The organism is Pseudomonas sp. P4_C1 (assembly GCF_056402155.1).
Window position 1 is genome coordinate 20,104 of sequence record NZ_JBFUHY010000016.1, and the last position, 14,869, is coordinate 34,972.

Consider the following 14,869-nt stretch of genomic DNA (forward strand, 5'->3'; position numbering starts at 1 on the left):
ATCCGCCGCACCGAATTACAAAAACAGTGATCGTCCATACCCCAGCGCGACAAGCCTTATCCCTCCACGAAAACTACTTTCATCGCGTTTGATAATAGCCTCTCGGAATGTATTAAGCGTTTCACAGGCCATTCATCGAAGCCTCGTGATCTTGTTATTGGTGTAATGCGTAATAAGCAGCAGACAGGCTACGCAGGCATCGTCAGTTCGGACTAACCGAGGATTGATTGCCCCACTGCACCGATCAAAGCGGACAGGTATTTTGGCCGCTTCGATCTCCTTTTGGCCTGCCTCACGCTGTCAACCGGCGCCGACGTCAGCAAGAATCAGACGCGGGTTGCCGAGTCGGCAACCCAAGGTCAAATCACAACCAGAAGCTTCACTTCCTTACCCTTGGCTATTTTCAAGATTGCTGCCGTGTACAGAACATAAAAACCATCGAACTCACGCCACACTTGGGGAAATGATCCATGGACTCAATGAAACGCATACTGGGCGCCAGCGTTTGCGGACTGTCGCTGCTGGCCGGCGCGGTGCACGCCGAACAGCACGAATTGCGGGTGTACAACTGGGCGGACTACATCCTGCCGTCCGTGCCCAAGGACTTCGCCAAGGACACCGGGATCAAGGTGACCTGGGACACCTTCGACACCAACGAGTCCCTGGAAGCCAAGCTGCTCACCGGCAACTCGGGCTACGATCTGGTGGTGCCATCGAACCAGTTCATCGAAACCCAGATCAAGGCGGGCGTGTTCCAGAAACTCGACAAGTCCAAACTGCCGAACTGGTCGCACCAGGACCCGGCACTGCTCAAGCTGCTGGACAAGAACGACCCCGGCAACCAGTACGGCGTGCCCTACATGTACGGCACCGTGCTGATCGGCTTCAACCCGGCCAAGGTCAAAGCGGCGCTGGGCGAGAATGCGCCGGTGGACAGCTGGGACCTGGTGTTCAAGCCCGAGAACATGGAGAAGCTCAAGGCCTGTGGCGTCGCCATGCTCGACTCGCCGTCGGAGATCCTGCCGCTGGCCCTGCATTACCTGGGGCTGGACCCGAATAGCCAGAACCCCGATGACTACGAAAAAGCCAAGGCGCTGATGCTCAAAGTCCGCCCTTACGTCACCTACTTCAACTCCGCCAAGTACATGACCGACATCGCCAATGGCGATATCTGCGTGGCCATCGGTTACTCCGGCAGCTTCTATCAATTCGGCAATCGCGCCAAGGAGGCGGGCAACGGCGTGGTCGTCGACTGGCGCCTGCCGAAGGAAGGCGCGCCGATCTGGTTCGACACCTTCGCCATCCCGAAAAGCGCGAAGAACGTCGCCGAGGCCCACGAATTCCTCAACAACCTGCTGGACCCGAAAGTCATCGCGCCGATCAGCGACTTCCTCGGTTACCCGAATGCCAACAAGGACTCGCTGGCGCTGATCGACAAGGACATCACCGGCAACCCGAACCTGACACCGACCAGCGAGGCGCTGAAGACGCTGTACGTCGTGCAGCCATTGCCGCAAAAGCTCGAGCGGGTGCGCACGCGGGTCTGGACCAGCATCAAGTCCGATCAGTAACACGGGGCTATTTATGCGAAATCCCTGTAGGAGCGAGCCTGCTCGCGAATGCGGAGTGTCAGTCGGTACAGGTGTCGACTGATCCACCGCCATCGCGAGCAAGCTCGCTCCCACAGGGGTATGGGTGTACACAAAACCTGTGCTCGACACAAAAAACTGTGGGAGCGAGCTTGCTCGCGATGGCGGACTGACAGGCAACAGAGATGTACGGTGCAGGGCTCAGCGAAAAAACTCCCCCGGCGTTTCGCCAAACTGCTGGCGGAAGGCTGCGATAAACGCCGACGTCGAGTCGTAGCCGCAGGCCAATGCGACATCGGTCACCCGCTCGCCCTGTTCCAGTGGCGTCAAGGCGCCGAGCAGGCGCAAACGCTGACGCCAGGCGCGAAACGTCAGGCCGGTGTCACGCAGGAACAGGCGACTGAGGGTTTTCTCGGTGACGCCGAATTTGTCGCTCCAGTGGCTGAGGGTGGTCTGTTGCTCCGGGTGCGACTCCAGGCTTTGGGCGATTTGCCGCAATCGGCTGTCCTGGGGCAGGGGCAGCATCAAATCGATCTGTGGCGCTTGCGCCAACTGATCCAGAATCACCTGGGCCAACCGACCGTGGGGACCGTCCTGATCGTATTCCACTGGAATCTGGCTGAAGGCGCGGATCAACTCGCGCAACAGATCACTGACCTCCAACACATGACAGCCCGGCTGCGCCCACGCCGAGACGCTGCAATCGATGTACAGGCTGCGCATTTCCGTGCGCGGCGAACTGAACACCCGGTGCGGCATGCCCGCCGGAATCCACACCGCACGCTCCGGCGGGGCGACGAAGCGCCCGACGCCGGTCTGTATTTCGAGCACGCCCGCAATCGCATAGGAAAGCTGTACCCACGGATGGCTGTGGCGCCGGGTCAGTGCGCGATTGGGCAGCGATTCGGTACGGCCGTAGAGCGGTCGCGGCAGGCTGGACAGCCCGGGAATACTGCGTCGAACACTCTTGTCATGTCCTTTGGGCGGCATCAGCTGGCTCATCGGCGTTAGTCGGTAATTCCCAGTCACGTTAGAGTCGCTTTCACGTACTGGCAACCCCCCGGATGATCAACCCCATGACTCGCCCCCGTTTKTTACCCGACAACTTCACCCTGACCCTGATCGGCGTGGTGACGCTCGCCAGCCTGCTGCCCGCCAGCGGTCAGGTCGCGGTCGGTTTTGGCTGGCTGACCAACATCGCCATCGCGCTGCTGTTTTTCCTGCATGGCGCCAAGCTGTCCCGCGAGTCGATCATTGCCGGTGCCGGGCACTGGCGCTTGCATCTGCTGGTGTTCAGCCTGACCTTCGTGCTGTTTCCGTTGCTCGGCCTGGCGCTAAAACCGCTGTTGTCGCCACTGATCGGCAACGACCTGTACATGGGCATGCTTTACCTGTGTGCGCTGCCCGCTACGGTGCAATCGGCGATTGCCTTTACTTCGCTGGCACGGGGCAATATCCCGGCGGCGATTTGCAGCGCGGCAGCGTCCAGCCTGTTCGGGATATTCCTCACGCCATTGCTGGTGACCCTGCTGCTCAATGTGCACGGCGAAGGCGCCTCGACCCTCGACGCCATCCTCAAGATCAGCGTGCAGTTGCTGCTGCCGTTCATTGCCGGGCAAATCGCGCGGCGCTGGATCGGCAACTGGGTGGCGCGCAACAAGAGCTGGTTGAAGTTCGTCGATCAGGGTTCGATTCTGCTGGTGGTCTACGGCGCGTTCAGCGAGGCGGTGATCGAGGGGCTCTGGCACCAGATTCCGCTGCTGGACCTGGCTGGGCTGGTGGTGGCGTGCTGCGTGGTCCTGGCGCTGGTGTTGGTGGCCTCGACCGTACTGGGCAAGGCATTCGGTTTCAACCAGGAAGACCGCATCACCATTCTCTTCTGCGGGTCGAAGAAAAGCCTGGCGACCGGCGTGCCGATGGCCCAGGTGTTGTTTGCCGGTAGCACCATTGGCGTGCTGATCCTGCCGTTGATGCTGTTCCACCAGATTCAACTGATGGTCTGTGCGGTGCTGGCGCAGCGTTATGCCAATCGGCCGGAATCGATTCCGGAGCTGATGGCTCAAGTCGACCCCTGATGATCCGGGACTGGAGCGGTAAAGGCTCCAGTCCCGGTGTCGATTACCGCTTGTCAGCCGTCAATGGCGGCGTGCGCGGCGGGATCATGCGTTTGTTGCCGGTCGACTCGAACGCCGATGCCAGGTGCAGCAGCGAAGAGTCGTCATAGGCGCGCCCGGCAAACGTCAGGCCGACCGGCATGCCGATGTCCGGCATCACGCCCATCGGCACGGTGACTGTCGGCACGCCCAGGTGACGGATGGCGAGGTTGCCGTTGGCGACCCAGACGCCGTTGCTCCAGGCGATATCCGCCGATTGCGGATCGACATCGGCATTCGCCGGACCCACGTCGGCGACCGTCGGGAACAGCACTGCGTCGAGACCCAGGCGATCCATCCAGTCTTCCAGATCGATCTTGCGGGTTTTCTCCAGTCCGCGCAGGCCGTCCGGCATCGTGCTGATCTGGTCCCACGGGGTGATGCCGCGTTCGGCCATGCGCACGTATTCGTCCATGCCGGCAACCAGGTCGCCTTCGCGGTTGGGCAGGGTGCCCGGGTCGTGAGGGAAGATCTGCGGGCCGTCGACATCGACCAGGCGATTCAGTTTCGGGTCGCCGTTGGCCTGCAGGAAATCATCGAACGCCCAGGCGGTCAGGTCCCACAGTTCATGGTGTAAAAATTCTTTGGAAACGATGCCGCGATTGAACACGGTCGGCGCACCAGGGCGATCGCCCTCGCAATTGGAGACCAGCGGGAAATCCACGTCGATCACTTCGGCACCCGCGTCTTCGAGGGCCTTGCGTGCCTGTTCCCAGAGCCCGATCACCGAAGGACGGGTGTTGATGCGTTGGCCGGTTGGGCCGCCGATGCCTGGCGCTTCAGAGGTGCCGGCTTCTGGATCGGCGTTGATGTACATGCGTGGAATGCCGAACTTCTTGCCTTTGAGCGCCTCGCTGTTGGCGGCCAGCGCCGCGTAGGATTTGGGGCGCACCAAGGACGAGCTCGGGATCGGCACCCAGGGTTGCAGGCGCCACAGATCGCCACGGGTGTCCGGGTCATCGGCCACTACCACGTCGAGCACTTCGAGCAGGTCGGCCATGCTCCGGGCAAACGGCACGACCACGTCCATGGTCGGGGTCAACGGCCAGTTGCCGCGCACCGAGATCACCCCGCGTGACGGCGTGTAGGCGCACAAACCATTGTTCGAGGCCGGTCCACGGCCGCTCGACCAGGTTTCTTCCGCCAGGCCGAAGGCCGCGAAACTTGCGGCAGTGGCAGTACCCGCGCCGTTCGACGAACCGGAGGCGAAAGGGGAGGTGAGGTAGTCAGCGTTGTACGGGCTCTCGGCGCGGCCGTAGACGCCGCGCTGCATCCCGCCGTTGGCCATCGGCGGCATGTTGGTCTTGCCCAGGCAGATCGCCCCGGCAGCGCGCAGGCGCTCGATGGTGAACGCATCGCGATAGGCAACCAGGTCCTTGAAGGCCGGGCTGCCGGATGCGGCGGTGAGGCCCTTGACCAGATAGCTGTCCTTGGCGGTGTAAGGGATGCCGTCCAGCGGGCCCAGCGTCTGGCCCTTGGCGCGACGGGCGTCGGACGCCTGGGCCTCGGCGAGCGCTTCGGGGTTGCGCACCACGACCGCGTTCAGGGCCGTTGGCGTTTCGGGGCCGTCATAGGCGTCGATCCGCGCGAGATAAGCCTGGACCAACTCAACCGACGTGGTCTGGCCGGATTCGAGCGCGGCGCGCAACTCGGCAATGGAAACTTCGGTAACTTCGATCATGTTGCCGCCGCCGCTTGCAGGTGGAGGGTCCCAAACACTTCACTTTTCTCGAAATGGACTTTCATATCGTTATTCTCGTTGCACTGTGTGGCACGACAGGGTCGGGTGTTAAAAATACTGAGCACTATTTAGCATTAAACCGGGATTTTAGGAATCCGTTGTCCAATTTATCTTACAGGCGACAGAAAAAAGGCCACCACAACCCGACGTTGTGGTGGCCCGAGGGTGACTCATTATAGTGGCTCGCGCGCGCAGGCCAATGGATCAGTGAGCGCCGGCGGCCTTGTTCAGGTCGCTTTCGGCCCATTCGGTGTAGACGCAGGCATCGGCGGTGGCCCAGCGCACTCGCACCGGGTCACCGGCCTTGAGCGGCATGCCGGCGGCGGACAGTGCCTTGACCGTCATCGAGGTGCCGCCAGCAGTGACCACGCTGCAGGTCTGGCTTTCGCCGAGAAACAGGACTTCCACGACCTTGGCCGAGACTTCGTTCCAGCCGGCGGCCAGCGGTTCGGCAAGGGCTTGTTCATTGCTCAGGGCCAGGGCTTTTTCCGGACGCACCATCAACAGCACGTCCTGATCGGTGTGCAGGCCGGCGGTGAGGCGGATCGACAGTGCCTGGCCTTCGAAGCTCGCCACCGCATTACCCTGGGCCTTGAGCTTGAGGAAGTTCGAGTTGCCGAGGAACGACGCGACAAAGGCGTTCGGCGGGTTCTGGTACAGGTCATAGCCGCTGCCCAGGCCGACGATCTTGCCGTGGCTGAAAATCGCGATGCGCTGGGACAGGCGCATGGCCTCTTCCTGATCGTGGGTCACATAGACGATGGTGATGCCCAGGCGTCGATGCAGCTGACGCAGTTCATCCTGCAAGTCTTCACGCAGTTTTTTGTCCAGTGCACCGAGGGGTTCGTCCATCAGCAGGATGCGTGGTTCGTAAACCAGCGCCCGGGCGATAGCGACTCGTTGCTGCTGGCCACCGGAGAGTTGCGAAGGGCGGCGATGGGCAAATTGCTCGAGCTGCACCAGTTTGAGCATCGCATCGACCCGGCGCTCGCGTTCGGCGGCGGCCAGTTTGCGAATGGCCAGCGGGAAGACGATGTTGTCGCGCACTGACAGATGCGGGAACAGCGAATAGCGCTGGAACACCATGCCGATGTCGCGCTTGTGCGGCGGCACGTTCACCAGCGACTGGCCGTTGACCAGGATCTCGCCGCTGCTCGGGGTTTCGAAGCCGGCCAGCATCGACAGCGTGGTGCTTTTGCCCGAGCCGCTGGAGCCGAGGAAGGTGAGGAATTCACCGTCCTTGATATCCAGCGAGATGTTGTCCACGGCGGCAAAGTCGCCGTAGTGCTTGTTCAGGTTACGCAGGCTGACCAGGGGTTTGTCATTTTGCTGCGCGGAATCTTTGATCACTGCACTCATGTCGTACTCCTGGCGCTCAAGCGCTGATTTCGTTGCGCCGGCGCAGGGCAGCGGCGATGACCATGACCAACACCGAGAGGCCGATCAGCAGCGTCGAGGCGACGGCGATCACGGGCGTCAGGTCCTGGCGCAGGGTGGTCCACATTTTCACGGGAAGGGTTTGCAGGGTCGGGCTGGCCATCATCACGCTCAGCACCACTTCATCCCACGAGACGAGGAAGGCGAAGAGGGCGCCGGCCACCATGCCCGGACGGATCGCCGGGAAGGTCACCTTGAACACCGCTTGCAGGCGCGAGGCGCCGCAGATCACCGCCGCATCTTCAATCGACTGATCGAACAGCTTCAGCGAGTTGATGATCGAGATGATGGTGAACGGCAACGCGACGATGACGTGGCTGACTACGAACGCGAACATGGTCCCGGTGTAACCCAGTTTCAGGAACAGCGCGTAGACCGCCACGGCGATGATCACCAACGGCACGATCATCGGCAGGGTGAACAGGCCGTAGAGCATTTCCCGGCCGGGGAAGCGGCCACGCACCAGGGCGAACGCGGTCGGAAGGCCCAGCGCGACGGCGAAGAACGTAGTCAGCACCGCGACCTTGAGGCTGGCCATCGTCGCGTTCATCCAGTCGGCGTTGGAGAAGAACTGGCCGTACCATTTCAGTGTCCAGCCCGGTGGCGGGAACACCAGCCATTGCGACGAGCCGAACGACAGCAGCACGATGAACACGATCGGCAGCAGCAGGAACAGCCCGATCAGCCCGGTGGTGGCATACAGGCCGAAGCGCATGCGCCGGCTCATGGCATTGGGGGTCAGGAGCATGACGGCTTACCTCGCGTTGCTGGCGCCAACCGGGGATTCCGGCTGGAGCTTCAGGTAGAAGTAGAACAGCACCAGCGTGATCACGATCAGCAACGCGGCGCCGGCGCTGGCCAGGCCCCAGTTGAGGAACGACTGCACCTGCTGAATGATGAACTCGGGCAGCATCATGTTCTGCGCACCGCCCAGCAGCGCCGGGGTCACGTAGTAACCGAGGGACATCACGAACACCATCAGGCCGCCGGAGAACAGCCCCGGCCGGCACAGTGGCAGGAACACCCGGAAGAAGTTGGTCCAGGGGCTGGCGCCGCAGATGGAACCAGCCTGCAGGATCATCGGGTCGATGGCCTGCATGGTCGCCTGCAATGGCAGCACGATGAACGGGATCATGATGTAGCTCATGCCGATCACCACGCCGGTGAGGTTGTGCACCATCTCCAGCGGTTGATCGATGATGCCCATGGCCATCAACGCCTTGTTGATCACCCCGGAGGCTTGCAGCAGCACCAGCCAGGAGTAGGTGCGGGCGAGCAGGCTGGTCCACATCGACAGCAGCACGATGTTGAGGATCCAGCGACCCCAGCCACGGGGCACCAGGGTGATCGCCCAGGCCAGCGGGAAACCCAGCAACAGACTGAACAGCGTCACCAGTCCCGCCACCGAGAAGGTGTTGAGCAACACCCGCGCATAGGCCGAGTTGGCGAACAGTTGCTCGTAGTTGCCCAGGCCCGGCACCGGTTCCAGCACGCCGCGCAACAGCAGGCCAATCAGCGGCGCGAGGAAGAACAGGCCGAGGAACAGCAGGGCGGGGATCAGGTTGCTCGATCCGCGCCAGCGTTGGGCCAGGCTTGGCGATTGCGTCATTGCAGCCGCCTTGCCGGCAGCGCCAGGGGCGCTCCCGACTGACGTGGAGGGACGGGATGCGGTTGCCGTCATTTTCATTTGACCAGCCATTCGTTCCACCGTGTCGCGATGGCAGGACCGTTCTTGGCCCAGTACGCGAAATCAAGAGTGATCTGATCCTTGGCGTAAGCGGTCGGCAGATTCGGGGCGAGCACCGAGTCCAGGCGCTGCACGCTGTCGACGTTGACCGGGGCGTAGGCGGTCAGGTTGGAGAAGTCGGCCTGGCCCTTGGCACTGCTGGCGTTGGCCAGGAACTTCATCGCCGCGTCCTTGTTTTTCGAACCCTTGGGAATGACCAGGATGTCGGCCATGACCAGGTTCTGCTTCCAGCTTACGCCGACCGGGGCGCCGTCTTCTTGCAGGGCGTGAATCCGGCCGTTCCAGAACTGGCCCATGCTCGCTTCACCGGAGGCCAGCAACTGCTGCGACTGCGCGCCGCCGCCCCACCAGACGATGTCTTTCTTGATGGTGTCGAGTTTTTTGAACGCGCGGTCCAGGTCCAGCGGGTAGAGTTTGTCGGCAGGCACGCCGTCGGCCAGCAGCGCCAGTTCGAGCACGCCAGGGCTTGGCCATTTGTAGAGGGCGCGCTTGCCGGGGTAGGTCTTGGTGTCGAACAGCGCGGACCAGTCCTGAGGCTTGCTGGCGCCGAGCTTGCCTTCGTTGTAGCCGAGAACGAAGGAGAAGAAGAACGAACCGACGCCGTGATCGCTGACGAAGCGCGGGTCGATCTTGTCGCGCTGTATGACTTTGAAGTCGAGGGGTTCGAGCAAGCCTTCGGAGGCGGCGCGCAGGGCGAAGTCGGCTTCGACGTCGACCACGTCCCATTGCACGTTGCCGCTTTCGACCATGGCCTTGAGTTTGCCGTAGTCGGTCGGGCCATCCTGCACCACGGTGATGCCGCTGGCCTTGCTGAACGGGTCGGCCCAGGCCTGCTTCTGCGCATCCTGGGTGCTGCCGCCCCAACTCACGAAGTTGACGCTTTCAGCCGCCAGCAATGCCTGGCTGGTCACGCTCAACAGTCCCGCAAAAAGAACCGCGGTCGCACGTTTGTTCAACACCATTTTCACGCCCTCATTGTTGTGTTTATGAGCGGGGCTTTCGAGTGCCCGCCTATCGGGAGCATCAGTCCGTCGAGTCAGTGCTGACTGTTCGGTCTATGGAATATCATATTATGGTATTCCAAACTTTGTGCAAGCACTTTGCCGTACCGACTATCAGCCGAAAGTGGATTTTTGGGTTCTGGGGATTGGCCGGAGCCGGTCAGGCAACGCAATCCCCTGTAGGAGCGAGCCTGCTCGCGATGAGGGCGTGTCAGTCGATATAAGTGTTGACTGTCATGCCGCCATCGCGAGCAGGCTCGCTCCTACAATGAATTGCGCTAAATCGAGGGTCACTCGGTGAATGGAATACTCTCGACCACCTCCAGGTCATACCCGGTCAAACCCGCATACTTCAGTGGCGGCCCCAGGTGGCGCAATTTGCCAACACCCAGGTTCTGCAGGATCTGCGCTCCAGTGCCCACCTCCGAATAAATCCGCGACTGCGAACGGCTGAACTGCCGTGGCGGCTGGGTCAATTGCGGCACGCGTTCGAGCAACGCCTGGGAGGATTCGTGATTGGCCAGCACCACCACCACGCCGTGGCCTTCGGCGGCGACTCGCTGCAAGGCGGCCCACAACGTCCAGTTGCTCGGCCCGCTGTATTCGGCGCCGACCAGGTCGCGCAACGGGTCAATCACATGCACCCGCACCAGCGTCGGCTCATCGCGACGCAAATCGCCCATGACCATAGCCATGTGGACACCTCCTTCGATGCGATCCTCAAAGGTGATCAGACGAAAGGTGCCATGCACGGTCGGCAGGTCACGTTCACCAATGCGCACGATGGTGTGTTCGGTGCTCAGGCGATAGTGAATCAGGTCGGCGATGGTGCCGATCTTGATCCCGTGCTTGCGCGCGAACACTTCCAGGTCCGGGCGGCGGGCCATGGTGCCGTCGTCGTTCATCACTTCGACGATCACCGAGGCGGGCGTATGGCCGGCCAGGCGGGCCAGGTCGCAGCCAGCTTCGGTATGGCCGGCACGGGTCAGCACGCCGCCTTCCCGGGCGCGCAACGGGAAGATGTGGCCGGGTTGCACGATGTCGGCGGGGCCGGCATGGGCGGCGACGGCAGCGGCCACGGTGCATGCCCGATCCGCTGCGGAGATACCGGTGGTCACACCGACGGCGGCCTCGATGGACACGGTGAAGGCGGTGCTGAACACGCTGCCGTTGCTCGGCACCATCTGTTCCAGGCCCAGGCGCTTGCAGTGCTCGTCGGTCAGGGTCAGGCAGATCAGGCCCCGGGCTTCACGGGCCATGAAGCTGATCGCCTCGGGTGTGCAGCAGTCGGCGGCCAGCAACAGGTCGCCTTCGTTTTCCCGGTCTTCATCGTCGACCAGCAGGACCATTTTGCCGAGGCGGTAATCTTCGATGATTTCTTCGATGCTGTTGAAGGCCATGCTGGAGTCTCGGTATTTGTTGGATTGGTAATGTGGTATACCATAATACAAAATAAACCGAGAGGTCACTATGAAGGCGTACTGGATTGCTCATGTGGATGTCACTGACCCTGATCAATACAGCCAATACACCCGGCGGGCGCCGCAGGCGTTTGCCTTGTATGGCGGTCGGATTCTGGCGCGGGGTGGGCGCAGCGAGGCGATGGAAGGTAGGTCTACGCCGCAGCGCAGTGTGGTGATCGAGTTTGATTCCTATGAGCAGGCGGTGGCTTGCTATCACTCGGCGTTGTATCAGGAGGCAAGGGGGCACCGTGAGGGTGTGGCGAAGGCAGAGGTGATTATTGTCGAGGGCATGGCGCCGCTCTAACCAACACCGCTTGACCCTGTAGGAGCGAGCCTGCTCGCGAAAAACGTCAGAGCAACGCGTTCGGTCAGTCAGCACGCGTCATCGTTGACGACCATCGCGAGCAGGCTCGCTCCTACAGGGGAGTGGGGGATTTTTCAGCGGATGAAATGGATTTTGCCGCTGTCGTCATTACCCATGTAAATGCCATACACCCCAGCCTGACGCTCTTCGATATAGCGCTCAAGGATCTGCCGAATCGCCGGGTAGTAAATACTGTCCCAGGGAATGTCCTCGGGCGCGAAGAATTGGTAGTCGAGGGTTTCCGGGCCGTACTGCCCGGTAATCTCCAGCGCGATGGCGCGGAAGATGATGTACACCTCGCTGATCTGCGGCACGCTGAAGATCGAATAGGGCGAGACGATTTCCGCACGCACGCCGCTTTCTTCCCAGACTTCCCGCAGCGCGGCCTGCTCGGTGGTCTCGCCACTTTCCATGAAGCCCGCCGGCAACGTCCAGCTGCCGGGGCGCGGTGGAATCGCGCGCTGGCACAACAGGTACTTGCCGTCCTGCTCGATGATGCAGCCGGCAATGATCTTCGGATTGACGTAATGGATGTAGCCGCAGCCGCGACACATCAGGCGCTCGTGCGTATCGCCCGGCGGCAGCTGTGACCTAAGGTCTGCGCTGCCGCACTTGGGGCAAAAGCTCGGGCTGAACATTTCAGCGACCTATGCGCGGTTCTTTCAGCGCGATGGGTAGGGTGATCTGCGGCGTGGCGCCGGTTTCTTCCTGTTTGCGCTTGAGGTAGTCCAGGGCCACGGCAGCGGCCGCTCGCACGTGGTCGACGCACGCCTGGTGGGCGGCCAGCGGGTCACCGCCCTTGATCGCCTCGACCATGCGCTCCATTTCCTGGTTACTGGCGCTGCGACGGTTTTCCTGGGACACCGAGGTCGCGCGCAGGTAGCTGATGCGTGCCTGCAATTGACGCAGTTGAGTGGCCGCGACATGGTTGCCCGAACCTTCAAGCAGCACATCGTAGAAACCCTGCACCGAGTCGATGACCTGTTGCAGTTCGCCGTCTTTGAGCGCCTTGCGGTTTTCTTCCAGGGCTTTTTCCAGGGCCTTGATGTCCTTGGCCTTCGCGCGCAGGGTGAACAGTTGCACGATCAGCCCTTCGAGTACGCAGCGCAGCTCGTAGATGTCGACGGCATCGGCCAGGGTAATGATCGCGACCCGCGGGCCCTTGGCGTCGGCGAATTCCACCAGACCTTCGGATTCCAGGTGACGCAAGGCTTCGCGCACGGAAGTACGGCTGACGCCCAGGCGATCGCACAGATCGCGTTCGACCAGTCGGTCTCCCGGCATGAGCTGGAAGTTCATGATGGCGCTTCGCAGTTTATCCAGCACGATTTCGCGCAGGGTGACCGGGTTGCGATTGACCTTGAAGCTGTCGTCGAGTGGCAGGCGTTTCATGGGGTCCGCTCTGATTGTGGCTGTCCATGCAAAAAGAGCACTTCGATTACGGGAATCCATGTGCTCTGTCATCAAACAGCCAAGGGTTAACTGGAGGCCTCGGCATCGGCTTCGGCGAAGGCTTCACGGGCGAGCCGGAAACTGTCTACGGCAGCGGGGACACCGCAATAAATGCCGACCTGAAGCAATATTTCGCGTATTTGCTCACGACTCAGGCCGTTACGCAAGGCGCCGCGCACATGCAGTTTGAGTTCGTGGGGCCGGTTGAGGGCCGAGATCATCGCCAGGTTGATCATGCTGCGCTCCTTGAGCGACAAACCCTCACGGCCCCAGACATGACCCCAACAATACTCGGTGACCATTTCCTGCAACGGTCGGGTGAAGTCGTCGGCGTTCTCGATGGAGCGATTGACGTAGGCCTCACCCAGCACCTGGGTGCGGATCTTCAGGCCTTTTTCGTATTTTTCGTTGTTCATTTGCGTAGCTCCCGTGGGCTCAGAGGCCGCCCATCAAGGTGTATTTGAGTTCCAGGTAATCCTCGATGCCGTACTTCGACCCTTCACGGCCCAGCCCCGAGGACTTGATGCCGCCAAACGGCGCGACTTCGGTGGAAATCAGCCCTTCGTTGATCCCGACCATGCCGTACTCCAGCGCCTCGCTCATGCGCCAGGCGCGGCCCAGGTCGCGGGTGTAGCAGTAGGCGGCCAGGCCGAATTCGGTGTCGTTGGCCATCTCGACGGCCTGGGCCTCGGTGTCGAAACGGAACACCGCTGCCAGTGGACCGAAAGTTTCTTCCTGGGCGACTTTCATTTGCGTGGTAACGCCCGCCAAAACGGTTGGCTGAAAGAAGCCGTTGCCCAATGCATGGCGTTCGCCGCCGCACAGCAATTGTGCGCCGTGGGCCAGCGCGTCCTGCACGTGGTCTTCGACCTTGGCCACGGCACGCTCATTGATCAGCGGCCCTTGGGTGACGCCATCCTCGAAACCGCTGCCGACCTTGAGTTGCGAAACCCGCTCGGCCAGGCGCGCGACAAAGGCGTCGTGGATGCCGTCCTGCACCAGGAAACGGTTGACGCAAACGCAGGTCTGCCCGGCGTTGCGGAATTTGGCGATCAACGCGCCGTCAACGGCACGCTCCAGGTCGGCATCGTCGAAGACAATGAACGGCGCGTTGCCGCCCAGTTCCAGCGAGACTTTTTTCAGCGTCGGCGCGCACTGGGCCATCAGCAATTTGCCGATGGCAGTGGAGCCGGTGAACGACAGTTTGCGCACCAGGCTGCTGCCGGTCAGCTCACCACCGATGGCCACGGCGTCGCCGGTGATCACATTGAAAATACCCGCTGGAATGCCGGCCTGTTCCGCCAGAGCCGCCATGGCCAGCGCCGAGAAGGGCGTTTCCGGGGCCGGTTTGACGATGCACGGGCAACCGGCGGCCAGTGCCGGGCCGGCCTTGCGCGTGATCATCGCCGCCGGGAAGTTCCACGGCGTAATGGCCGCGACCACGCCAATCGGCTCCTTGCTGACCACGATGCGCGCATCACCCTTGTGACTGGGAATGGTGTCGCCGTAGATGCGCTTGGCCTCTTCGGCGAACCACTCGATGAAGCTCGCGGCGTAGAGGATTTCGCCCTTGGCTTCAGCCAGTGGCTTGCCTTGTTCGAGGGTGAGGATTTCAGCCAGGGCGTCGGCGTTTTCCAGCATCAAGGCATGCCAGCGCTTGAGCGTGTTACTGCGCTCCTTGGCGGTCAGCGCGCGCCAGGCCGGCCAGGCTTTGTTGGCGGCATCGATGGCTAGACGAGCGTGTTCGGTACCGAGGTTCGGCACCTGGCCGATCAACTCGCCGGTGGCTGGATTGAAGATGTCCTGACAGGCGCCATCCGGCGCGTCCAGCCACTGGCCATCGATGTAGGCCTGCTGACGGAACAGTAACGAAGCTGCTGGGCTCATGCCGGCTCCTGAGAAAAGTGATGGACCCTGTGGGA

At 61.8% G+C, this 14,869-nt stretch carries 14 protein-coding genes; 3 read left to right on the plus strand and 11 right to left on the minus strand.

What is annotated here, in order from left to right; translation table 11 throughout:
• Positions 1-470 precede the first annotated feature (470 nt).
• Complete coding sequence (locus tag AC1DU9_RS12775; RefSeq protein ID WP_223463136.1) at positions 471-1,571, plus strand: polyamine ABC transporter substrate-binding protein; 1,101 nt, start codon at positions 471-473, stop codon at positions 1,569-1,571.
• A gap of 219 nt (positions 1,572-1,790) precedes the next feature.
• On the opposite strand, the gene AC1DU9_RS12780 is transcribed toward AC1DU9_RS12775, so the two are convergent.
• Complete coding sequence (locus tag AC1DU9_RS12780) at positions 1,791-2,579, minus strand: AraC family transcriptional regulator (protein ID WP_223463135.1); 789 nt, start codon at positions 2,577-2,579, stop codon at positions 1,791-1,793.
• A gap of 86 nt (positions 2,580-2,665) precedes the next feature.
• On the opposite strand from AC1DU9_RS12780, the gene AC1DU9_RS12785 reads away from it, so the two are divergent.
• A complete protein-coding gene (locus AC1DU9_RS12785) occupies positions 2,666-3,664 on the plus strand; it encodes a bile acid:sodium symporter family protein (RefSeq protein WP_477810241.1) in 999 nt (332 codons plus the stop codon).
• A 43-nt stretch (positions 3,665-3,707) separates the two neighbouring features.
• Here the strand turns inward: AC1DU9_RS12785 and AC1DU9_RS12790 are convergent, their stop codons facing one another.
• From AC1DU9_RS12790 to ribBA, 6 genes are all read right to left on the minus strand, one after another.
• Positions 3,708-5,423, minus strand: a complete 1,716-nt coding sequence (locus AC1DU9_RS12790) for an amidase (protein ID WP_477810242.1) — start codon at positions 5,421-5,423, stop codon at positions 3,708-3,710.
• Between the two features lie 264 nt (positions 5,424-5,687).
• On the minus strand, positions 5,688-6,842 hold the full coding sequence (locus AC1DU9_RS12795; RefSeq protein WP_477810243.1) for an ABC transporter ATP-binding protein: 1,155 nt from the start codon (positions 6,840-6,842) through the stop codon (positions 5,688-5,690).
• A gap of 16 nt (positions 6,843-6,858) precedes the next feature.
• A complete protein-coding gene (locus AC1DU9_RS12800) occupies positions 6,859-7,668 on the minus strand; it encodes an ABC transporter permease (protein WP_477810244.1) in 810 nt (269 codons plus the stop codon).
• 6 nt (positions 7,669-7,674) lie between these two features.
• Positions 7,675-8,607 (minus strand): ABC transporter permease, encoded by a 933-nt coding sequence (locus AC1DU9_RS12805; protein ID WP_223463131.1) that lies wholly within the window; start codon positions 8,605-8,607, stop codon positions 7,675-7,677.
• Positions 8,604-9,629 carry an ABC transporter substrate-binding protein gene (locus AC1DU9_RS12810; protein ID WP_223463130.1) on the minus strand — a complete coding sequence of 342 codons (1,026 nt, stop codon included), beginning with the start codon at positions 9,627-9,629 and terminating at the stop codon, positions 8,604-8,606. Before AC1DU9_RS12810 ends, AC1DU9_RS12805 begins: the two co-directional genes overlap by 4 nt.
• 329 nt (positions 9,630-9,958) lie before the next feature.
• The gene (gene ribBA, locus AC1DU9_RS12815) at positions 9,959-11,068 is read right to left on the minus strand and encodes a bifunctional 3,4-dihydroxy-2-butanone-4-phosphate synthase/GTP cyclohydrolase II (protein ID WP_477810245.1); all 1,110 of its coding nucleotides are present in this window, start codon (positions 11,066-11,068) and stop codon (positions 9,959-9,961) included.
• Positions 11,069-11,138: 70 nt separating this feature from the next.
• Here ribBA and AC1DU9_RS12820 point away from each other — a divergent pair, with 70 nt between their 5' ends.
• Positions 11,139-11,435 (plus strand): DUF1330 domain-containing protein, encoded by a 297-nt coding sequence (locus tag AC1DU9_RS12820; RefSeq protein ID WP_477810246.1) that lies wholly within the window; start codon positions 11,139-11,141, stop codon positions 11,433-11,435.
• Positions 11,436-11,569: 134 nt separating this feature from the next.
• Here AC1DU9_RS12820 and AC1DU9_RS12825 read toward each other — a convergent pair whose 3' ends face one another.
• The 4 genes from AC1DU9_RS12825 to AC1DU9_RS12840 form a co-directional block, all read right to left on the minus strand.
• On the minus strand, positions 11,570-12,133 hold the full coding sequence (locus tag AC1DU9_RS12825) for an NUDIX hydrolase (protein ID WP_477810247.1): 564 nt from the start codon (positions 12,131-12,133) through the stop codon (positions 11,570-11,572).
• Position 12,134: 1 nt separating this feature from the next.
• Positions 12,135-12,887, minus strand: coding sequence for a GntR family transcriptional regulator (locus tag AC1DU9_RS12830; protein WP_223463127.1), 753 nt, complete (start codon positions 12,885-12,887; stop codon positions 12,135-12,137).
• Positions 12,888-12,973: 86 nt separating this feature from the next.
• Positions 12,974-13,363: a carboxymuconolactone decarboxylase family protein gene (locus tag AC1DU9_RS12835; protein WP_007991919.1), complete on the minus strand. Its 390-nt coding sequence runs from the start codon at positions 13,361-13,363 to the stop codon at positions 12,974-12,976.
• 19 nt (positions 13,364-13,382) lie between these two features.
• Entirely contained in the window at positions 13,383-14,834 is a 1,452-nt protein-coding gene (locus AC1DU9_RS12840) for an NAD-dependent succinate-semialdehyde dehydrogenase (protein ID WP_223463126.1), read from the minus strand.
• Between the last annotated feature and the right edge of the window lie 35 nt (positions 14,835-14,869).